Origin of the sequence: Cryobacterium inferilacus (assembly GCF_019599185.1) — a bacterium.
In the GTDB taxonomy this organism is placed as follows: domain Bacteria; phylum Actinomycetota; class Actinomycetes; order Actinomycetales; family Microbacteriaceae; genus Cryobacterium; species Cryobacterium inferilacus.
Map to the genome: position 1 here is coordinate 101,540 of NZ_JAIEUL010000009.1, position 23,280 is coordinate 124,819.

Below are 23,280 nucleotides of genomic sequence, written 5' to 3' on the forward strand. Positions count from 1 at the left end.
GTCAGTCGGAGTGCCCCAGGGCGTCGGCTGACGCCCTGGCGGCTCTGGCGCGCCTGCTGGACTCCTCTGCGGCGACACGCGCCGACGCGCGGGCCTCGGCGAGCGCTTTCTCGTCGTCGGCGACGCCCCGCAGCCCGGCCTGGGCCGTGTCCAGTTGTTCGCGCACCTCGGCGATCTCCGCCTCGAGGCTGGCCCGGCGCAATGCGAGCCGGTGCGCACGACGGTCGAGGGCCTCGTTCTCCGCGGCGGCGGTGTCCGCCTCCCGTTCGAGGCGGTCGGCCTGCAGCCTGGCCTCCTTGCGACGGCGCACCTCGGCCAGGTCGACCGGGGAAGGCGTGCTGCCGGTGGGGGACCCGCTCCGCGGGGATGCTCCGTGCCAGGGCTCCGGATCGGGCACCGCCACGGCGCCGGCCAGCTCGACCGCCCCGAAGCCCTCCGCTCGCAACGGCTTGACCAGCAGCCCGCTGGCGACGGCCGCGGCCGCCGCGGCATCCGTGGTGCCGGCCAGCAGGGTTTGCTCCACCTCGGCCAGCACGTTCGGGGTGGGCGGATGCCCCAGGCCGTCTGCGGCCTCCGCGCCCTGGCGGGTGAGCGCGGCCACCAACGTGCGCCGCTCACCGCCGATGCGCCGCAGGTCCTCCCGGTCCAGCTGCTCCTGCGCGGAGCGCATCCGCTCACCGAGCCGCAGGAGGGCGTCAAGCTCGTCGGCGCTCTGTCGGGCGAGAAGGTTGACCAGCCAGGCCGCAGGGGCGGGTTTCCGCAGCGCGGCGACCTGCGTCGCAAGCGGCGCATCCGTGGGTTTGAGTTCACGCACCCTGTTGTTGCGCGCGGCGGTGAACTCCTGCGGCTGCAGCCCGTACAGGTCCAGGGCAATCGCGGTGAGGGTGGCGGTCATGCACCCATCCTCGCCCGCGCGGGTCGCTGTCGCCACCGTTTCGGCTGCCGGTGTCAGCGCAGGCGCACCCCCGACGCCTTGAGTTCCAGCGCGGCCAGTGCGCGCATCACCCCGGCGTCACCCCGTCGCCAGGCGGAGACGGGGTCGGCATCGACGGCGGCCAGCACCGACAGCTTCTGATTCGTCAGGGCGCGGAGGGCCAGCATGTCCACCGTGACCCCCGCCCCGACCAGCCGCCTGGTCGTGGCCGCCCGACGGGTGAACCGCAGGCGCGGCACGAGCCAGAACAGCAGGATCGTCGCCACCGGCACGACCGCGATTCCCCAGCCCAGGCCGACCGCGAGGTTCAATACCGCCTCCTGCTGGCTGCGTCCGGCCGCCTCCAGGCTCGCGCCCGCCCCGCTGGCCGTCGCGAACGGTTCGCTGATCCCACCGCCGATGAGCGGTATCCCGTCGAGCCTGTCGCCGATGTCGCTCATGGTGCTGGCGAAGTCCGACCCGGCCGTCTGCATCTGCCGGCCGAACCGGGCCAGGTCGATCACCAGCGAATAGACGAACGCGCCGAGCGCCACCCACGCGGCGATGGCGGTGACGGCGAGCACGTCGACCGCGACCTGACGGGAACGCTGGGCGGGGAAGTCGGAGTAGAACTGCATGCCTTCACTATTCCGTACGCCGTGGCTACCCTGTTCGGCAACGCGGTCAGCACTGGCGCGGAGAGGCGGAGAATCTGATGACGACGGACGGACGAGGCCGCGTGATCGTGCGGGACGGGTCCTGGGGGTTCTTCTTCCTCCTGGCTTACATCGGAGCCGCCGTCTACTTCATCTCGGTATCCGACGGCTCCTTCTGGGCGGTGATCTTCGGCCTCCTCCAGGCGATCGTCTGGCCGGCCTACCTGGTCTACAACGCGCTGCTGCTGATGGGCGCCTGAGCGGCGGCGTTGGCGCGCCGGTGCCGCACGTGCTGTACGGCGCTGATCACAATGGCCACGGCCATCACCGAGTACAGCGACGCCGTGATCGGCGACGACACCAGGATGGCCAGGTCGCCCTCTGACACCGCCAGCGCCCGACGCAGCTCGGTTTCGGCCAGCGGGCCGAGGATGGCGGCGATGAGCACCGGGGCAAGCGGAATCGCGAACCGGCGCATCACGAAACCGAGCACGCCGATGCCCAGTAGTAACCAGAGGTCCTTCATCGAGGACGCGATCGCGTAGACGCCGAAGACCGAGAACACGGCCACACCGGCGTAGAGGTAGTGCTTGGGCACCAGCAGCAGCTTGGCCCACACGGCGGCGAACGGCAGGTTGATGATGAGCAGGAAGACCAGGCCGACGAACAGGCTGGCCAGTAGCGGCCAGACCAGGTCGGCGCTGCGCTCGAAGAGCAGCGGACCCGGCTGCATGCCGTACTGCTGGAACGCGGCGAGCATCATCGCCGCGGTCGCCGAGGTGGGCAGGCCGAGCGCGAGCAGGGCCCCCATCGCGGTGCCGGCGGTGGCGTTGCCGGCCGCCTCTGGGCCTGCGACGCCCTGGATGGCGCCCCTGGAGCCGAAGTCGGTGTCGCCGCGGCGTTTGGCCAGGCGCTTCTCTGTGCCGTAGGCGAGGAAGGTGGGCACCTCTGAGCCGCCCACCGGGATGGCGCCGAACGGCAGGCCGTAACCGGTGCCGCGCAGGAACGCCGGGAACGCGGCCGTGAACTCGCGCCAGCTGAGGTACGGCGAACCGCTGGCCTGGATGCTCATGGCCGGTCCTTCCCGGTGGATACGGGAAGCCACATGCAGAACCTCGCCCAGGGCAAGCAAACCCACGGTGACGACGATGATCGAGATCCCGTCGAGGAATTCCGGCATCCCCAGGGTGAACCGGGCCGCGCCGCTTGGACCGTCGATACCGACCATGGCCAGTGACAGGCCGATCGCCAGGGCGATCAGGCCGCGCACCACGGATTCCGCCACGACCGCGGAGATGGCCACGAACGCGAAGGCGGCCAGGGCGAAGTATTCCGCCGGACCGAACAGGGTGGCCAGCTTGACCAGGTAGGGGGAGAAGAACACCACCAGAGTGGTGGCGATCATCCCCCCGGTGAACGCGCCGATCGCCGCGGTGCCGAGGGCCTTGGACGCCCGACCGTCCTTGGCCATCCGGTGGCCCTCGAAAGTGGTGGCGATGGCGGAGGAATTGCCGGGGGTGTTGAGCAGGATGCCGGAGGTGGAGTCGCCGAACAGGCCGCCGAAGTAGATGCTCGCGAACATGATGAACGCGCCGGTCGGGTCCAGGCTGAATGTGACCGGCAGCAGCAGCGCCACGGCCATCGCCGAGCCCAGCCCCGGCAGCACGCCGACGGCGGTGCCGAGGATGGCGCCGATGAGCAGCCAGAGCAGGTTCATCGGGGTGAGGGCGACGGAGAAGCCCTCCAGCAGCAGGCCTAGTTGATCCATGAGAGCACTCCCGTGAGGATTCCGGAGGGAAGGTTGAGGCCGAGCCCGGCCGAGAAGGCCAGTTGGATGCACGACGAGAAGATGATGGCGACACCGATGTCGAAGACCGGACGGTTGCTGCCCAGGGCTCTGGCGATGGCCCAGAACAGCGCGGCCCCGGCCAGCAGCCAGCCGAGTGGTTGCAGGATCAGGGTGAAGCCGACCAGGGCGCCGAAGACGGTGCCGGTGGTGCGCCAGTCGGTGGCGCCGATGCGCTTCTTGGTGGTCGGGTGCACCGACGAGCGCACGACCCGGATCTCCGAGGTGGTGTCGATGTCGCCGAGGTCGGTGAGGAGGTCGGAGGACAGGCCGACGTTGCTGTCACCGTCGATGGTGCGGGGCGCACGGATCACCTGCACCGCCAGCAGCACCGCCAGGGTGTACAGCAGGCCGGCGACGATGGTCGGGAAGAACTGCGGCCCAGGCGTGCCGGAGCCCTCCGGAACCGCCATGGTCACGGTGCCCACGGTGAGGAACACGGCCAGGCCGAGCACCAGCACCGATACGATCAGTTCGCTGCGCCCGGTGAACCAGCTCGCCGGTTTCGCCTCGACGGGCGGGTGGGTCAGTGCGGTCGTCATAGTCCGAGCTCCTTGATGATGGCGGCCACCCGCACGGTTTCCTCTGCGACGAAGTCGTCGAGTTCCGCCCCGGTGGAGAAGCTGTCGCTCCACCGGTTGCGAGTCATGGCGTCCTCCCAGTCGGCCGTGGCGTGCATCTCGGTCACGATGGCCACGAGCTCCTCGCGGGTGTCGTCGCTGATGCCCGCGGGGGCGACGTAGCCGCGCCAGTTGGACATCTCCACGTCCAGGCCCGATTCGATGAAGGTGGGCACGTCGATGCCGTCGACGGGTTCCGCCGCCGAGGTGCCCAGGGCACGGATGGTGCCGGCCTCGATCTGGTCGCTGAACTCGTTGTAGCCGGAGATGCCCGCCGCCGCCGTGTTGGACAGCACCGAGGTGAGCACCTCGCCGCCACCTGAGTACGCGACGTAGTTCACCTGCTGCGGGTCGAAGCCGATCTCCTGGGCGAGCAGGCCGCTGAGGAGGTGGTCGATGCCGCCGAGCGACCCGCCCGCGATGGCGTGACCGCCCGGGTCGGCGGCCCAGCCGGCGGCGAAGTCCTCGATGGTCTCGTATGGCGAGTCCGCGGGGACCACGAGCACGTTGTAGTCGTCGGCGACCCTCGCGATCAGTGTGACATCATCCAGCGTGGTCTGGGTGTCGGCCAGCTCGATGGCGCCGAGCATGACGGCTCCGGTGATCATCAGCACGTCTTCCCTGCCGTCCATCTGGCCGAGCTGGTTGAGGCCGATGGTTCCGCCGGCTCCGGGCACATTCACCACCCGGGCCGTGTTCACCACCCCGTTGACCCGCATGGCCTGTTGCGACTCCCTGGCGAAGCCGTCCCAGCCGCCGCCAGGCGCGGCCGGGGCGATCAGGGTGAGCTTGCTGCGGGCGGTGGCGGTGCCACCGGAGGAACTGGCATTTGCTGTCGCGGCGACGAAGAACACCGCGGTCACGGCTGCGAAGGCAACCGTGAGAATCGCTTTTTTCATGCGCGAAACCCTTTCTAACAGCGACGTCGTTGTAGCCGCGGAAGTTGCTCTACCATTGCAGGACGTCGATGAGGATTCGTCCGTATCGGCCTTTCTGCTCTTTGATGCACATGACATGCTGCAGCCATCGATCGACGACACCGAGGTCTGGAGACACATGCCGGGCACGTCGTGGATGCTCCGCCGTGGTTCGCTGCTGTTGTTGCAGGTGCTCATCGTGTCGCTGTGCGTCTGCCTCACCACCCTGGTGGCCGTGCGGGTGCAGGAGGCGAACCTGCGCTCCGCGACGGTGGAACGGGTGACCGACGTGGCGGAGAGCCTCGCCACGCTGCCGGCCGTGACCGAGGGAATCGGCGACCCCGATGACACGGCCGTGCTCCAGCCGCTCGCCGAGTTGGTGCGGCAGGCATCCGGGGTGGACTACGTGGTGATCACCGACGCCGACGGCCTGCGCATCACGCATCCGAACCCGAGTCTGGTGGGGTTGCCGGTGTCCACCGATCCCACCGCCGTGCTGCGCGGGGAGACCTTCGTGGGCACAGAGGAGGGCACCCTGGGTCGCACCCTGCGCGCCAAGGTGCCGGTGTTCGCGGACGGCGTGGTGATCGGAGCCGCGTCGGTGGGTCTGCTGGAGCGGCACATCAGTGACGACCTCGACCGTGCCATCGGCCAGCTCGCCCCGTGGGCGCTCGGCTCCCTCGTGGTGGGGTTCATCGCCGCCACCGCGGTTGACCTGGCCGTGCGGCGCCGCGTGGCCAGGCTTGAAACCGAGCTGCGCGAACTCGATGTGCAACGCCGGCTGGCCACGGTGTTGCGCGAGCAGACCCACGAATTCACCAATCGGCTGCACGTGCTCTATGGGCTCGTCGAGGCCGACGCGCGCCGCGAGGCGCTCGATTTCATCGGCACCATCGTGCCGGTGAGCGTGGGTACAGACCCCCTCGTCGACGACCCCCGGCTGGCGGCCGTGCTGGCCGCGCACGCCGCGGAGCTGTCCGGCGGCGGCGGTGCGCTCCGGCTCGTCGACGGTTCGAGGGTGCTGCCTGGCCGGGTGAGTGATGCCGCCCTCACCGTGACGGCGAACCTGCTGGCCAACGCGGTCGAGGCCACGGATGCCCGCGGCCGGGTGGACGTGCTCGTCACCGCCGATGACACCGGGTTCTCGGTCACGGTCTGCGACGACGGCCCCGGCCTCGATCTGGCCCAGCGTGGCCGGTTGTTCGAACGCGGCTTCAGCACCAAACAACGGGCGCGGCGCGGCGGGGTGGAGATCCCACGCGGCGTGGGGCTGGCCCTGGTCCGCGACCTGGTGCGTCGCTCCGGCGGGCTGCTCGACGTCGGCCAGTCCCCGTCCGGCGGCGCCCGCTTCTCGGTGACTCTGCCCGGCCAGGGGACGGTGGTGTCGTGAGGGCGCCGGGAACGATCCGCACGCTCGTCGTCGACGACGACGCATCCGTCTGCGGCCTGCACGTGCGCTACCTGACCGCCCTGGCCGGCTTCACCGTGGTCGGCACGGCGGCCACTGGCGCCGAAGCGGTGGACTTTGTGGCCGCCACCGAGGTCGACCTGGTGCTGCTGGACATGCACCTGCCCGACTTCAGCGGGATCGAGGTGCTGCACCGGTTGCGCTCACTCAGCCACGAGGAACTGGCCGTGATCGTGGTGACGTCGGCCAACGAGGCCGTCACCGTGCGGCAGGCGGCCGCGGCTGCGGTGGCGGACTACCTGGTCAAACCGTTCTCCCGGTCGGTGTTCGAGCTGCGGCTGACGGCGTATCGGGCCGCCAGCGCCGCCGCCGCGGCCAGCCCCGGCGGTGCGGGGGCGCTGCGACAGACGGAGATCGACGGCCTGCTGCGACCGGCGCGGTCGGCACAGACCGTGCCGACGGTAACCGGGCCAGTGGCGCCCATCGCCCGCCTGCCGAAGGGACTGGCCGCACCCACCGTGGCCAGGGTGTTGCAGGTGCTGCGCGACCGGGAGGTGAGCAGCGCCACCGATGTGGCCGGCGCCTGCGGACTGGCCAGGGGCACGGCCCGGCGGTACCTGGAGTACCTGCGGCTCTCCGGGCAGGCGATCGTCACACACCGGTACGGCGTGCGCGGCCGGCCGGAGCTGCTCTACAGCGTCGCACCGGGATAGCCGCGGCTCAGGCGGCGCGACGCCCGCCGGCGGACTGCGCGGCCCAGAGCGCGATGCTGTCCCTGGAGTGCGCCGGCGCACGGTCGACGGTGACGGGCAGGTCGGCCGGCCCGTGTACCCCGGCGGGCACGGCCACGACCGTTGCGGTCATGACGATGGGGCGGAGCGTGCGTTGGGCGGGGGGAGTGCGAAGGATGGTGGTCATGACGAGTCCTCTCGGCCGGCGGCCCCGAGCGCGTTCGCGGCCGGTGATCCCATCGTCCCGGCCGGAGGTGCTCGGGGCATCCTCCCGATGGATGAACTCGTCTACGGCGGACGGCGTACCTGTGCCGTCGGGAGGCCGGGCCACGCGGTACGCCAGGCCCGGCCGCTCCGGTTACAGCTGGATGATCACGGCGATGACGGCGGCCAGCGCCAGCCCGCCGAAGAGAACACCGTAGAACCAGGTCATGAAGTTGGCCTTCCTGGCCGATACCTGCGCGCCGGCCTCCTGCAGGGCGGGCGGCCAGGCCTTGAGCACGTTCACGCCCGAGGCGTACTGGCCGACCAGGATGCCGGTTCCCGCGAGCTGGCCCAGCACGGAACCGGCGAGCACGCCCGCACCCGCCACGCCGACGCCGGTCGCGGACAGGTCCATTCCCCGTGCCGCAGCGCCGAGTTGTTCCTGCTGCTTCGGACTGAACGGCTTGGACATCGCGCCGGCGGTGCCGACGAAGTCGTAGCGGGTGTCGGCCGCGGTGATCGTCAGGGTTCCCCACCCGCTGAAGACCGCGGAAATGGCCGTGACGGCCTCGTCGAACACGGTGCCGCTGTCGGTGACGAAGGACACCCGGCCGTTGGCGAGGGTGAGGATCCCCGGCGGGCACAGCCAGCCGAAGAACTTGCTCTTGCGCCAGTACATGCCGGACGCGAGCGTGAGAGCAGCGGCCGGAACGGCGGCTGGTTGTGCGGATCCCCCGGGTGATGGCACGGAGGCGGGCTGTGAGAAGTCCTGGTTCTGTTCCATGACCGTGAGCCTAGCGGGCGGCGTTCGCCGGACCGGCTCAGCGCGGGGGAGCGATATCCCTGATCAGCTGCGGGACTGCAGGAAAACCATGATGAGGGTGCCCGCGCCGTAGAGCAGCAGCTTGCCGCGGTAGCCGGCCCACCAGGAGCGCGGCGCCGGCTGTTCGTCGTCCGTCGCGGCATCCGTACCGTCGGCGGAATCGGGGGCGAGCGGAGTGCCGTCGGCATCGGAGCGGGCCGCGGGGCGACCGGCGGAAGCGGCGTGCAGCGGGCGAGAGCCGAGGCGCTCGAACGGACGCGCGAGAAACGCCGGGATCTCGATCCGGTCGAACTCGTCGCCCGGCTTGTCGTTCTTGTTCTCAGTCATCCGTATTTTCTCCCCTCCCTCTGATTGTACGCAAATATCCTGATCGGCCTGCCGCACCGTCGCCACCGCGAACCCCACCGCCGGTAGGGGGAGCCGGTCAGGAGCGGCCGGGCAGGAGGTCGGCGATGGTCGCCACGGCGTCCTGGAAGACCTCAGGGCGGGCCCGGGAGTAATTCAGCCGCAGGAACGAGCCGGTCGGTTCGGCGGGGAACCAGTCGTCGCCGGGGGAGACGAGCACCCCGGCCGCGCGACCCCGGCGGGCGAGGTCGCGCATGTCGACGCCGTCGGCCAGCCGCAGCCAGAGGTTGAGGCCGCCCCGGGGAACCAGCTCGAGGGCATCCGCGCCCAACTGGCCGCGCACCTGCCTGGCCAGCTCGTCACGTCGGGCACGTAGCGAGGACCGCAGCCGGCCGAGGTGGCTGCGCCAGCCCGGATCGGTGAGCACATCGACGGCGGCGGCCTGCAGGATGCCGCTGACGTACAGGTCATCCACGGTGCGGTCGGCCTGGATGCGTGCCAGCGCCGGTCCGCGGGCAACGACCGCGCCCACCCGGATGGCGGGGGATACGCTCTTGGTGAGCGAGCGCACGTAGACGACGTGGCCGTCGGCGTCGTCGGCCGCCAACGGGAAGACGTCGGCGTCGATGCCGAAGTCGTGCGCCCAGTCGTCTTCGATGAGGTACCCGCCGCGCGCCCGGATGACCGCGAGAACCCCGGCGCGGTCGGCGCTGTCCCACAGCGCCCCGGTGGGATTGGCGAAGTGCGGTTGCGCGTAGAACAGCCGGGCCCCGCTGGCGCCGAGGGCGTCGTCGAGGTCGCCTGCGGAGGGGGCAGAGGCGCCCCGAGCGATCGGCACCACGCGTAGCCCGGCCTGGCGGGCCGCCGCCATGGCGCCCCAGTAGGTGGGGGACTCCATCACGATGGCGTCGCCCGGTGCGGCCAGGGCGCGGAAGACCGACGACAGCGCGCTCTGGCCGCCGGGGGTGATCACGACGTCGTCCGCGGTGGGCGGGGCGACACCGGATGCGCCGGCGGGCGCCAGCTCGGCGGCGAACCAGGTGAGCAACTCCGGCAGCCCGGCCAGCGGAGCGCGTTCGACGGCGGCGCCGGTGCGGGCCGCCCGCACCAGGGCCGATCGCACCAGCCGGGTGGGCAGCAGTTCCTCGGCCGGGTAGCCGGAGTGCAGCGAGATCACGCCGGGGCCGGCCTCGGCCATCGCGGCGCCGATCGCGTCGGCGCCCGTGCGAGCCGTGCCCAGCGCGGTGGTCTGCCAGCCGAAGTCGGCACGGTGCACCCCGTGCCGGCGGGCCACAAAACTGCCGGAGCCCGGCCTGGTCTCGACCAGGCCCTCGAGCACGAGCCGGTGCAGGGCGCGCTGCACGGTGAGCGGGCTGGCCGCGTGCTCGAGCACGAGGGTGCGGGTGGACGGCAGCCTCTCGCCCGCCGGCCGGGTGGCGGCCAGGTGACGCAGCCGTCGTTCGATGGCGAGGTGCGCGGATTCGCCGGCGTCCATCCTGGTGCTATCCTCTGTCATGAAACTAGACAATAGCGCTATCGCAGCCTCGTCGCCAGTGCTATCCGGTCAGGACGCGGCGCCCGTGACCCGTGCGACCGGGCCAGCGATCACGGCACGGCCTGGCTCCGCGTCATCCGCCGCCGGGCTGGTCTTCGGCTTTCTCGGGGTGCTCGCGTTCTCGTTCACGCTGCCGCTCACCCGGGTGGCGGTGAGCCAGCTCGACCCGTTGTTCGTCGGTGCCGGCCGCGCGGTCGTGGCCGGTGTTCTGGCGGTCCTGGTGCTCGCTCTGCTGCGGCAACGGTGGCCGCGCGGGTCCCAGTGGGCGCGCCTGGCCGTGGTGGCGGTCGGTGTCATCGCCGGGTTCCCGATCCTCACCTCGTATGCCCTGCAGACCGTGCCGGCCGCGCACGGCGCCGTCGTGATCGCGCTGCTGCCGGCCGCCACCGCCGTGGTCGCGGTGGTGCGGGCGAAGGAGCGGCCCTCGCTGGGCTTCTGGCTGGCCGGCGGTTTCGGGGTGGCTGCCGTGATCGGTTTTGTGGCGGTGAGCGCGGACGGCCTCGACGGCCTGCACCCGGCCGACCTGCTGCTGGTGGGTGCCGTGGCGCTCGCCGCGATCGGCTACGGCGAGGGTGCGCTGCTCTCCCGCGAGCTGGGCTCCTGGCAGACCATCTGCTGGGCGTTGATCGTGGCGCTGCCGGTGATGGTGCCGCTGATGCTTGCCGGGCTCGGTTCGGGCTGGCCGGTGGCGGAGGCGCCGGCCTGGTTGGCGTTCGCCTATCTCGCCGGGGTGAGCATGTTCCTGGGCTTCTTCGCCTGGTACCGGGGCCTGGCAATCGGGCCGATCGCCCGGGTGAGCCAGATCCAGCTGGTGCAACCGGTGCTCACGATCGTGTGGGCGACCCTGCTCCTGGGCGAGCGGCTGGACCTTGTGGTGCTCATCGGCGCAGGGGCGGTGATCCTCTGCGCGGCGACGGCCGTGCGCGCCCGCATCCGCTGACCGGACCCGGCAGCGGAGATGGGCGGCGGAGATGGGGCGGATGTGCCCGTGTGACGGTCGTTCACCCACCGGTTACCTGTTCGTTCTAGGCTGTCGCCATCGCGGACCCTCGCGAGACCGGACAGGAGCGTGCGTGACCCCGATCCACCCCGAGCAGCAGCCTCGCTCCGCCGATTCGACCGCCACCCTGCCCCACGAGCAAGCCGTATTGGATGCCGGTCATCTGGTGCACCCGGAGCGCTCCCTGGTCGACATCCTGCTCGCCACCGCAGAGGAACACCCCACCGCGCTCGCCCTCGAGGACGCCGCGGGGGCCCTGAGCTACCGGCGGCTGGTGCGGCTGGTCAACGACCAGGCCGTGAAGCTGAGCCGGGCCGGTGTGCGCCGCGGCGACACCGTGGGCATCCGCATCCCGTCCGGCAGCCGGGACCTGTACCTGTCGATCCTCGCCACCCTCACCGTGGGCGCCGCCTACGTGCCCGTCGACGCGGACGACCCCGAGGAACGCGCCCGGCTGGTCTTCGGCGAAGCCAGGGTGGTGGGCGTGATCGGCGCCGGCGGCCGCTTCACCGTGCGCGACGGCCTGGACGCCGGGGTGCTCACCGAGCGGCCCCTGGCCGCGGAAGAGGACCCGTCACTGGCGCACTGGGGCGAACCGATGCCCAGCCCGGACGACGACGCCTGGATCATCTTCACCTCCGGCTCCACCGGCGTGCCCAAGGGCGTCGCCGTCACCCACCGCTCCGCCGCCGCGTTCGTCGACGCAGAGGCCGGCCTGTTCCTGGCCGAAGAACCGATCATCCCCGGCGACCGGGTGCTGGCCGGACTGTCGGTGGCGTTCGACGCCTCCTGCGAAGAGATGTGGCTGGCCTGGCGCAACGGCGCCTGCCTGGTGCCCGCTCCGCGCTCGCTGGTGCGCAGCGGCGCCGACCTCGGCCCCTGGCTGATCGCGCACGGCATCACCGTGGTCTCCACAGTGCCCACCCTGGCCGGGTTGTGGCCGGAGGAGGCGCTGGAGAATGTGCGCCTGGTGATCTTCGGGGGCGAGGCCTGCCCGCCGGAACTCGCCGCCAGGATCAGCGCCCGCGGCCGCGAGGTCTGGAACACCTACGGCCCCACCGAGGCCACCGTCGTGGCCTGCGGCGCCCTGCTCGACGGCAGCGATCCCGTGCGGATCGGCCTGCCGCTGGACGGCTGGAGACTGGCCGTGGTCGACGCCACCGGCGCCAGGGTCGGCGCCGGCGAGACCGGAGAGCTCATCATCGGCGGGGTCGGCCTGGCCCGCTACCTCGACCCGGCCCAGGACGCCGTGAAGTACGCCCCGCACGACGGTCTCGGCTGGGATCGGGCCTACCGCAGCGGCGACCTGGTGCGCTTCGAGAACGCCGGGCTGGTCTTCGTCGGCCGCGCAGACGACCAGATCAAACTCGGCGGCCGACGCATCGAGCTCGGCGAGATCGACGCCGCGCTGCAGGCCCTGCCCGGTGTGGCCGGTGCCGCCGCCGTCGTGCAGACCACCCCGGCCGGCAACCAGGTGCTCGTGGGCTACCTCTCCCTGGCCGACCCGGCCGCCGCCCTCGACCTGACCATCGCCGCCGAAGCCCTGCGCACCGCCCTGCCGGCCGCGCTCGTTCCGCTGCTCACCGTGGTGCCCACCATCCCCACCCGCACCTCCGGCAAGGTCGACAGGGCCGCCCTGCCCTGGCCGCTGGCCACCTCGGGCGACGCCACCGGCACGGATGCGCTCAGCGGCACCGCCGCCTGGCTCGCCGACCACTGGGCCGCGATCCTCGGCGTGCCTGTCGTCGACGCCGACAGCGACTTCTTCGCCTACGGCGGCGGCTCGCTCTCGGCCGCCCAGTTCGTCTCCGCGATCCGCGAGCGCCACCCGGACACCCGGATCAGCGACATCTACGACCACCCGCGCATCGGCTCGCTCGCCGACGAACTCGACAGCCGCACCCCACCCGTGACCAGGGCCACCCGCCGGGTGCTGCCCGTCCCGGTCAGGGCCGGGCTGCTGCAGAGTGTGCTCAGCGTGCCGCTGCACCTGCTCGTCGGCGCCCGCTGGCTGGTCTATCTGATGGCGGCCAACAACGTGCTCGCCGCCGCCGGTGCATCCTTCGCCCCGACGGTGTCGTGGTGGCTGGTGCTGGCCGGGTTCATCCTGCTGGTCACGCCGCTGGGCAAGATGACCCTCTCGGTGACCGCCGCCCGGCTGCTGTTGCGGGGGGTGAAACCGGGCAACTACCCGCGCGGCGGGTCGGTGCACCTTCGGCTCTGGCTGGCTGAGCAGGTGGCGCACTTCGTCGACGCCGCCAGCCTGGCCGGGGCGCCGTGGATCAGCTACTACGCCAGGCTGCTCGGCGCCCGGATCGAACCCGGCGTCGACCTGCACTCTGTGCCGCCGGTCACCGGGATGCTCTCCATCGGCGCCCGCGCCGCCGTGGAACCCGAGGTGGACCTGGCCGGCTACTGGCTCGACGGCGACACCCTCAGGCTCGGCCGGGTGCGCATCGGCGCCGACGCCGTGATCGAGTCGCGCAGCACCCTGCTCGGCGGCACGAAGATCGGCGCGGGCAGCGAGATCGAACCCGGTTCAGCCGTCTCAGGTCGGGTGCCAGCCGGGGAACGTTGGGCCGGTTCGCCCGCAGCGCGGGTCGGGTCCGCCCGGCACGCCTGGCCCCAGGAACGCCCGGCGAACCCCCGCCGCTGGCTGTTCGCCTACGGTGCAGGGTCGCTCGCGCTCACCGCCATCCCGGCGGCCGCCGTGCTCGTCGGCCTCGTCATCGTCGGTCTGGCCGTCGGCGATGCCGGCACGCTCGGCGCCGCAGTGGCCCGTGCCGCCGCCGCCGTGCCCCTGGCCGTGCTCGCCGCCGGGCTGGTCTACGCCGGCGCCGTGATCGGTGCGGTGCGGCTGCTGGCGATCCGCCTCACCGAGGGGCACGTGCCGGTGCGCAGCCGCGTGGGCTGGCAGGTGTGGATGACCGAGCGCCTGCTCGACGGTGCCCGCACCCTGCTGTTCCCCGTGTACGCCAGCCTGCTCACCCCGGTCTGGCTGCGCCTGCTCGGCGCCAAGGTGGGGCCGGGTGTCGAGGCCTCCACCGTGCTGCTGGTGCCCTCGCTCACCACCATCGCCCCTGGTGCGTTCCTCGCCGACGACACCATGGTCGCCTGCTACGAACTCGGCGGCGGCTGGATGCGCATCGGCCGCGCCAAGATCGGCCGGCGGGCGTTCCTGGGCAACAGTGGCATCGCCGGCCCCGGCCGCACCGTGCCGAGGGACGGCCTCGTGGCCGTGCTCTCCTCCACACCGCGGAAGGCCAAGCGCGGGTCGTCCTGGCTGGGCAACCCGCCCACGCGGCTGCGCCGCCGGGTCACCGACATCGACGAGGCCCGCACCTTCCACCCGCCGGCCCGGCTGGTGCTGGCCAGGTCGCTCTGGGAGGTGCTGCGACTGGTGCCCGTCTTCGTGTCCGCGTGGATCGCGCTCGGGGTGCTGGCCGCGCTCGAGGCGCTCTGGTTGTGGGCCGGCCCCGGCGTCGCTCTGCTGCTCGCGGGGGTGGTGCTCATGGCCGCCGGCGTCGTCGGGGCCGGGGTGACCACGGCCGCCAAGTGGCTGCTGGTGGGGCGCATCCGGGCGTTGGAGCATCCGCTCTGGTCGTCGTTCATCTGGCGCAACGAGGTATCGGACACCTTCGTGGAGATGGTCGCCAGGCCGTGGTTCGCGCAGAACGCGGCTGGCACTCCGGCGCTGGCGTTCTGGTTGCGCTCGCTGGGCGCCCGGATCGGGCGCGGGGTGTGGTGCGAGTCGTACTGGCTGCCAGAGGCCGACCTGGTCACCCTCGAGGCGGGCAGCAGCGTGAACAGAGGCTGTGTCGTGCAGACGCACCTGTTCCACGACCGGATCATGCAACTGGACACCGTGCACCTGGGCGCCGGCAGCACCCTCGGGCCCAACAGCGTGATCCTGCCGGCGGCCCGGATCGACGAGAACGCCTCTGTGGGGCCGGGGTCGCTGGTGATGCGGGGCGAGCGGGTGCCGACGGGGTCGCTGTGGTCTGGAAACCCGATTGCGCCGTGGCACCGGCCGCCGTGGAAGACTTGACCCCTTATGTTGCAGCCTCCCACCCCCGTGCACGGGTCCGCGTCCGCGAATGATCCCTACCTGCCCGCCAGCGGCAACGGCGGCTATACGGCGCTGCACTACGACCTGCACCTGGACTACCGGGTGGCGACGAACCGGCTGACGGCCACGGCCACGATCACCGCGCGGGCACTGGCGCCGCTGGACCGGTTCAGTCTCGACCTGGCCGCGCTGACCGTGGAGAAGGTCACCGTGAACGGCGTCGTGGCCGCCAAGGCCGTGCACTCGGCCCGGAAGCTCGTGATCACGCCCGCGGCGCCGCTGGCCGCCGACGAGTCCTTCGAGGTGACGGTGCGCTACCGCGGGGCGCCGCGTCCGGTGCGCAGCCACTGGGGCGAGGTGGGCTGGGAGGAACTCACCGACGGGGTACTCGTCGCCGGCCAGCCGAGCGGTGCACCGTCCTGGTTCCCCTGCAACGACCACCCCAGCGACAAGGCCACCTTCCGCATCCAGGTCACCTGCGAGGCACCGTACACGGTGGTGAGCAACGGGCCGGTTGTGGCCAGGAGCACCCGCTCCGGCCGCACCAGCTGGACCTTCGACGTGGCGGAGCCGATGGCGGCCTACCTGGCCAGCGTGCAAATCGGTCGCTACCGCCGGCACGACATCGCCGCGACGCCGGTGGCGCACAGCCTGTTCTTCCCGCCAGCCCTGGCCAGGCAGGTGGCCGTGGACTTCGCCAGGCTGGGCGAGATGATCGACGTGTTCAGTGACGCCTTCGGTCCGTACCCGTTCCCCGGCTACGCCGTCGTCGTCACCGATGACGAGCTGGAGATCCCGCTGGAAGCACACGGCCTCGCCGTCTTCGGCCGCAACCACGTCGACGGCCTGCACGGCAGCGACCGGCTGATCGCCCACGAGCTGGCGCACCAGTGGTTCGGCAACAGTCTCACCCTCACCCGCTGGGCCGACATCTGGCTGCACGAGGGCTTCGCCTGCTACGCGGAGTGGATCTGGGCCGAGGTCAGCGGCGGCCTCAGTGCACAGGAGTGCGCCGTGCTGCACCGTGCCGAGCTGGACACCCTGCCCAAGAACCTCGTGGTGGGCGATCCCGGCCCGCACGACATGTTCGACGACCGGGTCTACAAGCGCGGGGCGCTGGCCCTGCACGCCGTGCGTCGGGAGATCGGCGACGAGGCGTTCTTCACCGCGCTGCGCGCATACACCCGCACCCACCGGTACGGCCACGTCACCCCGGCGGACCTGCTCGGCACGTTCAACGTCGCCTCCGGCACCCGGGTGGCCGAGAAGATCGTGGCCCGCTGGGTGTCGAGCAAGAGCCTGCCGCAGCTGTAGCGGCGCCCAGGCGAGTTGCCGCAGAGGCACCATTCACCCAGCCCGAAAGGGGTGTTGGCGGCACCTCGGTGAAGCGGGCGCGCATACTCGCGGCTACCGCGGTGGGGCAGCAATCCGGTGCACGCGGGGCCGGTCGGCGCACAGGACGGCGACAGTGGCGACCGCCCCCACAGGTGCGGGCGCCGGCAGCAGGTGCAGCGCGGTCACCGGGAACGGGGCGGACGGCCACCCGGCCAGGCGTACGGGTGCGCCGGCACCGTCGAGCACGACGGTGAGGTCGCGCGGATCGACCCGGAGACCCACCCCGGCGGCCTTGAGCACGGCCTCCTTGGCGGTCCACAGCGCGGCCAGGGCGGCCGGCGCCCGGCCGGGGTCGAGGGCGGAGAATGCATCCGTCTCGGCGGGGGAGAGCAGCACGTCGGCGACGGGCGCCCGGGTGAGTTCGGCGATCGACTCGATGTCGATGCCCACCGGTCCGGCTGCGGTGACCGCCAGGGCCAGCTTCCCGGCGGCGCGGGCGAGGCTCACGTGCACGGCGAGGGCGGGGACGGCCGCGCCGGAGAACACGACCTCAAGAGGCCCGTGGCCGGCCTCGCCGCAGTGCGGGCAGACCTGGTGCAGGGTGACGGATGCCGGATCCACGCCGGTCAGCCGGGCCACGAGGGCGGCCAGCCGGCGGTGGTCGCCGGCAGCGGTTTCTGCCCGGTCGCCCAGAGAAACGACCACGGTGCGCAAGAGGTTGACGCCCCGAAGGTCATCGGCGGGGGTTGCGGGCACGCCATCACCCTAGCGCCGCCGCCCGGCAGTCAGCGCGAGTGCGCGGCTCTTGTTCGGGGCAACCGCCGGTGCCAGAATCGACGTAACCGGCCCCCGGTGTATCGCCCCGGGCTGGCGCGTGGTTGGCGCAGTTGGTGAGGTCGTCATGAAGAGATTCGAAGGCGTGGCGAAGCCCTCGACACTGGCGGCCGGTGCGGCGTTCCTCCTCGGCGGCATCCTCGACCTGGTCGTGCGACTGTCGGCGGATGCCGTCAGTCGGGTGGTGCAGACCCCGCTCTACGCGGTGCGCTCGATGGCTCTGCTCGGCGGTGCCCTGCTGCTGATCCTCGCGTTGGTGGCGATCTACGAGCGCCACGCCCGGCTGATCGGGCCGTTCGGGTTCTCCGCCGCGATCGTCGCCGGGACCGGCACCATCCTGATCAGCGGACTGTTCTGGGCGGAGGCGTTCCTCTTTCCCACCCTGGGCCGGGTCGCTCCCGGCCTCCTCGACGGCACCGACAGGCCCGGCTCCTTCTCCTTCGGTCTGCTGCTCACCGCGGCGGTGTTCGGGGTCGGCTGGATCCTGCTGGGCAGCGCCATCCTGCGCGCCCGGGTGTATCGGGTGCTCCCGGCGGTGTTGATCATCCTCGGTGGCGGCGTGTCCCTGATCCCGACCACCGCGGTGGGCCTGGCCGTGCTCGGTGCGGGGCTGGTGCTGCTCGCGTTCAGCCCCACCTACCGCAAGCACGTAGGGCCGCAGCGGCACTGACCCGCGCCGTTGCGCGGTGCGCACATCCGCCGGTGGCACACTAGGACGGCGAGTGAGGAGCAGCCGTGGCGCTGATTGATGACGCGATCTATGTGGAGGGCCGCCGGGTGGCGACCCCGGAGACGTTGCAGGACGTTTTCACCGTGCTCAAGGAGAAACAGGGTTTCGCCTGGATCGGGCTGTACCGGCCGACCGACGACGAGATCCGCAGTGTCGCCGACGAGTTCGGCCTGCACCATCTCGCCATCGAAGACGCCCTCAAGGGCCACCAACGCGCCAAGATCGAACGGTTCGCCGACACCCTCTTCCTGGTGCTGCGCCCGGCCAGGTACATCGACGCCGACGAGCGGGTGGAGTTCGGTGAACTGCACGTTTTTGTCGGCCCGGACTTCGTCGTCACCATCCGCCACGCCGAATCACCCGACCTCGCCTCGGTACGCCGGCGCCTCGAAGGCACCCCCGATCTGCTCGCCTTCGGCCCGCAGGCCGTGCTCTACGCCATCCTCGACCAGGTCATCGACGAGTACGCGCCGGTCGTGGCGGGCCTGGAGAACGACATCGACGAGATCGAGGACCAACTCTTCGACGGCGACCAGGCCGTGTCCAGACGCATCTACGCGCTCTCCCGCGAGGTCATCGAATTCCAACGCGCCACCCAGCCGCTGATCGGCATGCTCGAATCGCTGCAGGAGGCCTTCGAGAAGCACCACGTTGACGTGGAGCTGCACCGGCACCTGCGCGATGTGCTCGACCACACCATCCGGGTCGTCGAACGGGTCGACGCGTTCCGGCAGCTGCTGCAGAACGCTCTGACCGTGCACAGCACCCTCGTCGCGCAGCGGCAGAACGACGAGACCCGGCGGCTCAGTGAGACCGGACTGGCGCAGAGCGAGGAGGTGAAGAAGATCTCCAGTTGGGCGGCGATCCTGTTCGCCCCCACCCTGGTCGGCACGATCTACGGCATGAACTTCCGGTTCATGCCCGAACTGGACTGGCCACTGGGCTACCCGTTCGCGATCAGCTTGATGTTCGCGATGGGGTTCGGCCTGTACGCGGCGTTCAAGCGCAAGGGCTGGCTCTAAGCCGCCGTCGGCCGCCAAAACCCACAAGAAACCTGCGAATGCGCGAAAAACCCGGGTGGCCTAACCGAGAACCGCCCGCCCAAGAAATAGGGTATGGGTGTGTGGCGCCTCGATAAAAAACCAGAAGATGACGATTTCACGTCGGAGTACACCGACGCGCCGTCAGCCGGCTCGCGATATGCAACCTCCCCGGACTCGGTGAGTCTGGGTGACCCGGCGCTCATCGCCGGCAACATCGCCGAGCCCACCTGGCAGCGCTGGCGTGACGAACTCGCCGCCGTCGGCGGGCACTCACCCCTGTTGCATTTCGGCGACAGCCCGCGCTCCCGCATCGAACTCTCCGCCACCCACCCTGGCGGTCTGCCCCAGTTCATCACCGGCAAGACCACCCTGCTGTCGAACCTGATCCGCGACGAGCTGGCGCTGCGTAACGCCCGCCTGGCCGCGAACGAGATCACCCAGAAGGGCATCGAGCTGCGCTCCATGCGCGGCATCGAATCGGTGCACCTCGCTATCGGCCTGGCCCAGTGGCGCCACGGCGACGTGGACTTCACCGCGCCGGTGCTGCTGCGCCCGCTGGCCATCCGTCGTTACGGCCGCGACTTCGAACTCAAGCTCAAGGGCGCCCCGTTCCTCAACCCGGAGCTGGCGCGCGCGCTGCACGACCAGTTCCAGATCACCCTCGACGCCGACGCCTTCGTGGCCCTGGCCGTGACGAACGGCGCGTTCAAGCCTCAGCCCGTGATCGACCGGCTGCGCGGGCTCACCTCGCACCTGCCCTGGTTCAACGTCGTGCCCCGCCTGGTGGCCTCATCCTTCGCCGACGTCGGCCGGGCCATGGCCGTCGACGCCCACAAGCTCACCCACCCGGTGCTCGACGCCGTTGCCGGCAACCCCACGGCCCGTCGCGCCATCGAGATGGCCTACCACCCGGTCATGCCGGTGGCGCAAGACGTGCGCCCGCCCGGCACCGACACTCTGCTGCTGGATGCCGATTCCGAGCAGGAGAACGTCGTCGCGCAGATCAGCGCAGGCAACTCCCTCGTCGTGAAGACCCTGCCGGGCACCGGCGGCACCCAGACCATCGTGAACGCCATCGGCTCGCTCATCGCCCAGCACAAGCGTGTGCTCGTCGTCAGCGCCCGCCGCTCCAGCCTGGACGGCATCGCCCACCGACTCGTGCAGGTGGGCCTGCCCGGCGTCGCGGTGACCCCGCGTACCCTGCGCCGCGACCTGATCCAGTCCATCACCCGCAACGAGAAGTGCGTGCAGCCCAAGGTAGGCGACGTCGACGACGCCCTCGTTCGCCTGCGCAAGGTGCTGCTCGACTACCGGTCGGCGCTCACCCGCAAGGACACCGTGCTGGGTGTCTCGGTGCTCGACGCGCTCGGCGAACTCGCCAGGCTCGCCCAGCTGCCGTCCCCGCCGTCCACCACCGCCCGGCTCGACCGGGTCGCCCTGGAGCGCCTCGCCCACGACCGGGCCAGCGCCGCGGCGATCCTGATCAAGGCCGCCGTGCTCGGCCAGTTCCGCTACGGCCCCGGCGACTCGCCCTGGTACGGCGCGTCCTTCAACTCCACGGCGGATGCCGGTGCCGCGCACGACCTCGCCAAGCGCCTCAATCAGCCCGACCTGCCCCGCCTGCTCGAGCGGGCCGGTCACCTGATCGGCCAGACCCGGTTGCGCCCGTTCGAGACCGTGCACGAGCTGGGCCTCTACCTGCGCCTGCTGCTGGACATCCGCGAAACCCTGGACAAGTTCCAGCCCGCCGTCTTCGACCGGTCGCTGACCGAACTGATCGCCGCCACCTCGGCCCGCCGGGACTCGCCGGAGATGACCGGCGCGAACCGGCGCCGGCTGCGCAAGCTCGCCGACGAGTACCTGCGACCCGGCGTGCACGTGAGCGACATGAACGAGAGCCTGCGGCGCATCCAGCAGCAGCGCACCCTGTGGCAGCGTTACGCGGCCGCCGGCGTCACCCCCGAGGTGCCCGTGGGCATCAACGACGTGCACGTCGCCTACCAGCGGGTCGCCGAAGACCTGGGCAAACTGGATGTGCCGCTCGGCACCGCCGGCACGCCCAGCCAGCTGATCTCCCGCCCCCTCCGCGAGCTGCAGCGCACCGTCGCCGGCCTCGCCGCCGACAGTGAGGTGCTCGCGAACCTGCACGAGCGCACCGCGCTGCTCGCCACCCTGCGGGAGCACAACCTCGACCCGCTGATGAACGACCTGTCGCTGCGGCACGTGTCGGAGAGCGATGTGGCCGCCGAACTCGAGCTGGCCTGGTGGCAGTCGGTGCTGGAAGTCATGCTGGGCGGGGACAAGGCCCTGCTCAACGCCAACACCCAGGTGCTGGACCGGCTCGAAGCCGACTTCAAGCTCGTCGACGAGGCACACGCCGCCAGTACCGGTCAGATCCTGGCCTGGCTGCTCGCCGAAACCTGGAAGATCGGCGTTGTCGACTGGCCGGAGGAGGCGGACCAGCTGCGCCGCCTGCTGCGCGCCGACCGGGCCACCCCGACCCGCATCAACGAGGTCTCCCCGCACCTGGGCCGCGTGCTCGCGCCCGTCTGGCTGGCATCACCGTACGAGGTCGCCGCCCTGGACGACTCGATGACCTTCGACGCCGTGTTGCTCGTCGACGCCGGGGCCACCACCCTCGCCGAGAACGTCGGCGCGATCCGCCGCGGCAAGCAGGTCGTGGCGTTCGGCGACCCGGTCACCCAGACCCCGTCGCCGTTCGAGACCGGCATCGTGGAACCGGCCGACGTGCCCATTCCGCAGGAGACCAACGTCGACGCCCTGCACGCCGACTCCGCACTCGCCCGCCTCGGCGAGCTGCTGCCGACCCTCACCCTCACCCGCAGCTACCGGGCCGGCGGCGAGGACCTCGCCGAGCTGGTGAACCACCGGTTCTACGGCGGCCGCATCGACTCGCTGCCCTGGGCGGGCAGCTTCCTCGGCCACGGCAGCCTCACCCTCAACTACGTCGCCGGCGGTCACGGCATGCCAGACGCCGACAGCGGCGCCGTGGAGAGCGTCGATGCCGAGGTGGCCAAGGTCGTCGACCTGGTCATGGACCACGCCGTCAAGCGCCCCCGCGAATCCCTGATGGTGATCACCGCCAGCGCCCGGCACGCCGTGCGCGTGCACCAGGCCGTGCTCGCCGCGTTCGCCAAGCGCACCGACCTGAGCGACTTCATCCTCAAGGACCGTGCCGAACCGTTCACGGTGCTCACCCTCGAGCAGGCCGTGGCGCAGAGCCGCGACCGGGTGATCTTCTCGATCGGCTACGGCCGCACCCCGCACGGCCGGCTGCTGAGCAACTTCGGCTCGCTCGGCGAACCGGGCGGCGAACGCCTGCTCGCGATCGGCATGACCCGCGCCCGCCGCGCCATGGACATCGTCTCCTGCTTCCGCCCCATCGACATCGACGCCGACCGGCAGCGGCACGGCATCCTGGCCCTCTCGCAGGTGCTCACCGAGACCGAGGCCCGCCGTAACGAGGTGGCCGTGCCGGATGCCCGCGAGGCCATGCTCGTCGACCTGGCCCGCCGCCTCGAACGCAAGGGTCTCACCGTCTCGCTCGGTCACCGCGGCAAGCTCGCGCTGGCAGCGTCACACGCCGGCCGCGCCGTGGTCGTGGAGACCGACGCCGTGGTCAACCGGGCCAGCCTGCGCGAATCCCTCCGGCTCCGCCCCGAGGTGCTGCGGCGCCTGGGCTGGCACTACCTGCGCGTGCACAGCTTCGAGCTGTTCAGCAACCCGGATGCGGTGGCCGCCCGCGTCGCCGCCCTCGCGGGGCTGACGCCGACCGAGGGGTCGGGCGGTCCGGCGCACCGTGCCTGACCCGGCCCCGGCCGACCCCGCGATACCGGACGCGACCGCGCCCGCCGAGGTCGCGCCGGCCGAGGTTGCGCCGGCTGACACCGCGCCCGCCGACGCCACGCCTCGCCAACGCGTCGTGCGGTCGGCGGGTGCCCGTCGGGCGCGCCTGACCCCGGCCCCGGACACCGACCCGAACCCCGAGCCGGCGGCCCGCGAAGAGGGCGGCCAGACCTCCGGCGACGGCTCCTCCACGAGCGCGAACGACGCCAGGCTCCGCCAGGACAAGCCCCCGCACTGGTAGCCCCCGGCCCGGCCCGGCTCGGCTCGGCCGTGCTCGGCGGAGCGACTCGCGGCAAAAGCCCCCCCCTTGGAGCGCTTCCAAGGGGCACTTCGCGGCATGTCGTGGTGCGCCCGGAACCTCGCCGTATGCGAGTTGCCAGTTGC

At 71.5% G+C, this 23,280-nt stretch carries 20 protein-coding genes; 10 read left to right on the plus strand and 10 right to left on the minus strand.

Translation table 11 applies throughout. The features are described from left to right. Position 1 precedes the first annotated feature (1 nt). Positions 2–895 carry a hypothetical protein gene (locus K2F54_RS10005; RefSeq protein ID WP_220605720.1) on the minus strand — a complete coding sequence of 298 codons (894 nt, stop codon included), beginning with the start codon at positions 893–895 and terminating at the stop codon, positions 2–4. A gap of 53 nt (positions 896–948) precedes the next feature. Next, positions 949–1,551, minus strand: a complete 603-nt coding sequence (locus tag K2F54_RS10010; protein WP_220605721.1) for a hypothetical protein — start codon at positions 1,549–1,551, stop codon at positions 949–951. Positions 1,552–1,628: 77 nt separating this feature from the next. Here K2F54_RS10010 and K2F54_RS10015 point away from each other — a divergent pair, with 77 nt between their 5' ends. Continuing rightward, entirely contained in the window at positions 1,629–1,829 is a 201-nt protein-coding gene (locus K2F54_RS10015; RefSeq protein WP_220605722.1) for a hypothetical protein, read from the plus strand. On the opposite strand, the gene K2F54_RS10020 is transcribed toward K2F54_RS10015, so the two are convergent. The 3 genes from K2F54_RS10020 to K2F54_RS10030 are packed head-to-tail and all read right to left on the minus strand — an operon-like array spanning position 1,799 to position 4,934. Beyond that, entirely contained in the window at positions 1,799–3,337 is a 1,539-nt protein-coding gene (locus K2F54_RS10020) for a tripartite tricarboxylate transporter permease (protein ID WP_220605723.1), read from the minus strand. The genes K2F54_RS10015 and K2F54_RS10020 overlap by 31 nt on opposite strands. After that, entirely contained in the window at positions 3,325–3,957 is a 633-nt protein-coding gene (locus K2F54_RS10025; protein ID WP_220605724.1) for a tripartite tricarboxylate transporter TctB family protein, read from the minus strand. The genes K2F54_RS10020 and K2F54_RS10025 overlap by 13 nt, the downstream gene beginning before the upstream one ends. Further along, positions 3,954–4,934 (minus strand): Bug family tripartite tricarboxylate transporter substrate binding protein, encoded by a 981-nt coding sequence (locus K2F54_RS10030; protein ID WP_220605725.1) that lies wholly within the window; start codon positions 4,932–4,934, stop codon positions 3,954–3,956. The genes K2F54_RS10025 and K2F54_RS10030 overlap by 4 nt, the downstream gene beginning before the upstream one ends. Positions 4,935–5,049: 115 nt before the next feature. Here K2F54_RS10030 and K2F54_RS10035 point away from each other — a divergent pair, with 115 nt between their 5' ends. Together K2F54_RS10035 and K2F54_RS10040 are read left to right on the plus strand one after the other, a co-directional pair. Continuing rightward, complete coding sequence (locus K2F54_RS10035) at positions 5,050–6,342, plus strand: sensor histidine kinase (RefSeq protein ID WP_255576951.1); 1,293 nt, start codon at positions 5,050–5,052, stop codon at positions 6,340–6,342. Beyond that, positions 6,339–7,073, plus strand: a complete 735-nt coding sequence (locus tag K2F54_RS10040; RefSeq protein ID WP_220605726.1) for a response regulator — start codon at positions 6,339–6,341, stop codon at positions 7,071–7,073. The genes K2F54_RS10035 and K2F54_RS10040 overlap by 4 nt, the downstream gene beginning before the upstream one ends. 7 nt (positions 7,074–7,080) lie before the next feature. Here the strand turns inward: K2F54_RS10040 and K2F54_RS10045 are convergent, their stop codons facing one another. The 4 genes from K2F54_RS10045 to K2F54_RS10060 all read right to left on the minus strand — a co-directional run bounded on the left by K2F54_RS10045 (position 7,081) and on the right by K2F54_RS10060 (position 9,979). After that, positions 7,081–7,278, minus strand: a complete 198-nt coding sequence (locus K2F54_RS10045; RefSeq protein WP_220605727.1) for a hypothetical protein — start codon at positions 7,276–7,278, stop codon at positions 7,081–7,083. Between the two features lie 171 nt (positions 7,279–7,449). Then, positions 7,450–8,079: a hypothetical protein gene (locus K2F54_RS10050; RefSeq protein ID WP_220605728.1), complete on the minus strand. Its 630-nt coding sequence runs from the start codon at positions 8,077–8,079 to the stop codon at positions 7,450–7,452. 63 nt (positions 8,080–8,142) lie between these two features. After that, positions 8,143–8,445, minus strand: a complete 303-nt coding sequence (locus K2F54_RS10055; protein ID WP_220605729.1) for a hypothetical protein — start codon at positions 8,443–8,445, stop codon at positions 8,143–8,145. Positions 8,446–8,542: 97 nt separating this feature from the next. Beyond that, the gene (locus tag K2F54_RS10060) at positions 8,543–9,979 is read right to left on the minus strand and encodes an aminotransferase-like domain-containing protein (RefSeq protein ID WP_255576952.1); all 1,437 of its coding nucleotides are present in this window, start codon (positions 9,977–9,979) and stop codon (positions 8,543–8,545) included. A gap of 64 nt (positions 9,980–10,043) precedes the next feature. Here K2F54_RS10060 and K2F54_RS10065 point away from each other — a divergent pair, with 64 nt between their 5' ends. Genes K2F54_RS10065 through K2F54_RS10075 form a run of 3 tightly spaced genes read left to right on the plus strand, consistent with a single transcriptional unit; the run spans position 10,044 to position 16,401 of the window. Then, positions 10,044–10,958: a DMT family transporter gene (locus K2F54_RS10065; RefSeq protein WP_308287601.1), complete on the plus strand. Its 915-nt coding sequence runs from the start codon at positions 10,044–10,046 to the stop codon at positions 10,956–10,958. 40 nt (positions 10,959–10,998) lie between these two features. Beyond that, the gene (locus K2F54_RS10070) at positions 10,999–15,066 is read left to right on the plus strand and encodes a Pls/PosA family non-ribosomal peptide synthetase (RefSeq protein WP_220605731.1); all 4,068 of its coding nucleotides are present in this window, start codon (positions 10,999–11,001) and stop codon (positions 15,064–15,066) included. A 6-nt stretch (positions 15,067–15,072) separates the two neighbouring features. Further along, positions 15,073–16,401: a M1 family metallopeptidase gene (locus tag K2F54_RS10075; RefSeq protein ID WP_220605732.1), complete on the plus strand. Its 1,329-nt coding sequence runs from the start codon at positions 15,073–15,075 to the stop codon at positions 16,399–16,401. A 93-nt stretch (positions 16,402–16,494) separates the two neighbouring features. Here K2F54_RS10075 and K2F54_RS10080 read toward each other — a convergent pair whose 3' ends face one another. After that, positions 16,495–17,178, minus strand: coding sequence for a 4'-phosphopantetheinyl transferase family protein (locus tag K2F54_RS10080; protein WP_220605733.1), 684 nt, complete (start codon positions 17,176–17,178; stop codon positions 16,495–16,497). Positions 17,179–17,323: 145 nt separating this feature from the next. On the opposite strand from K2F54_RS10080, the gene K2F54_RS10085 reads away from it, so the two are divergent. The 4 genes from K2F54_RS10085 (at position 17,324) to K2F54_RS10100 (ending at position 23,137) form a co-directional block, all read left to right on the plus strand. Next, entirely contained in the window at positions 17,324–17,926 is a 603-nt protein-coding gene (locus tag K2F54_RS10085; RefSeq protein ID WP_220605734.1) for a hypothetical protein, read from the plus strand. Between the two features lie 65 nt (positions 17,927–17,991). Further along, positions 17,992–19,008 carry a magnesium and cobalt transport protein CorA gene (locus K2F54_RS10090; RefSeq protein ID WP_220605735.1) on the plus strand — a complete coding sequence of 339 codons (1,017 nt, stop codon included), beginning with the start codon at positions 17,992–17,994 and terminating at the stop codon, positions 19,006–19,008. Between the two features lie 99 nt (positions 19,009–19,107). Continuing rightward, the gene (locus tag K2F54_RS10095) at positions 19,108–22,857 is read left to right on the plus strand and encodes an AAA family ATPase (protein WP_220605736.1); all 3,750 of its coding nucleotides are present in this window, start codon (positions 19,108–19,110) and stop codon (positions 22,855–22,857) included. After that, positions 22,850–23,137, plus strand: a complete 288-nt coding sequence (locus K2F54_RS10100; protein WP_220605771.1) for a hypothetical protein — start codon at positions 22,850–22,852, stop codon at positions 23,135–23,137. The genes K2F54_RS10095 and K2F54_RS10100 overlap by 8 nt, the downstream gene beginning before the upstream one ends. Positions 23,138–23,280 lie beyond the last annotated feature (143 nt).

What these genes read in the sequence shown, in the direction of transcription:
- K2F54_RS10085 (WP_220605734.1), top strand. Translation starts at nt 17,324, where the DNA reads ATGAAGAGATTCGAAGGCGTGGCGAAGCCCTCGACACTGGCGGCCGGT.
- K2F54_RS10010 (WP_220605721.1), bottom strand. Translation starts at nt 1,551, where the DNA reads ATGCAGTTCTACTCCGACTTCCCCGCCCAGCGTTCCCGTCAGGTCGCG.
- K2F54_RS10045 (WP_220605727.1), bottom strand. Translation starts at nt 7,278, where the DNA reads ATGACCACCATCCTTCGCACTCCCCCCGCCCAACGCACGCTCCGCCCC.
- K2F54_RS10005 (WP_220605720.1), bottom strand. Translation starts at nt 895, where the DNA reads ATGACCGCCACCCTCACCGCGATTGCCCTGGACCTGTACGGGCTGCAG.
- K2F54_RS10070 (WP_220605731.1), top strand. Translation starts at nt 10,999, where the DNA reads ATGTGCCCGTGTGACGGTCGTTCACCCACCGGTTACCTGTTCGTTCTA.
- K2F54_RS10030 (WP_220605725.1), bottom strand. Translation starts at nt 4,934, where the DNA reads ATGAAAAAAGCGATTCTCACGGTTGCCTTCGCAGCCGTGACCGCGGTG.
- K2F54_RS10060 (WP_255576952.1), bottom strand. Translation starts at nt 9,979, where the DNA reads ATGACAGAGGATAGCACCAGGATGGACGCCGGCGAATCCGCGCACCTC.
- K2F54_RS10075 (WP_220605732.1), top strand. Translation starts at nt 15,073, where the DNA reads ATGTTGCAGCCTCCCACCCCCGTGCACGGGTCCGCGTCCGCGAATGAT.
- K2F54_RS10020 (WP_220605723.1), bottom strand. Translation starts at nt 3,337, where the DNA reads ATGGATCAACTAGGCCTGCTGCTGGAGGGCTTCTCCGTCGCCCTCACC.
- K2F54_RS10035 (WP_255576951.1), top strand. Translation starts at nt 5,050, where the DNA reads ATGCTGCAGCCATCGATCGACGACACCGAGGTCTGGAGACACATGCCG.
- K2F54_RS10015 (WP_220605722.1), top strand. Translation starts at nt 1,629, where the DNA reads ATGACGACGGACGGACGAGGCCGCGTGATCGTGCGGGACGGGTCCTGG.
- K2F54_RS10055 (WP_220605729.1), bottom strand. Translation starts at nt 8,445, where the DNA reads ATGACTGAGAACAAGAACGACAAGCCGGGCGACGAGTTCGACCGGATC.
- K2F54_RS10025 (WP_220605724.1), bottom strand. Translation starts at nt 3,957, where the DNA reads ATGACGACCGCACTGACCCACCCGCCCGTCGAGGCGAAACCGGCGAGC.
- K2F54_RS10050 (WP_220605728.1), bottom strand. Translation starts at nt 8,079, where the DNA reads ATGGAACAGAACCAGGACTTCTCACAGCCCGCCTCCGTGCCATCACCC.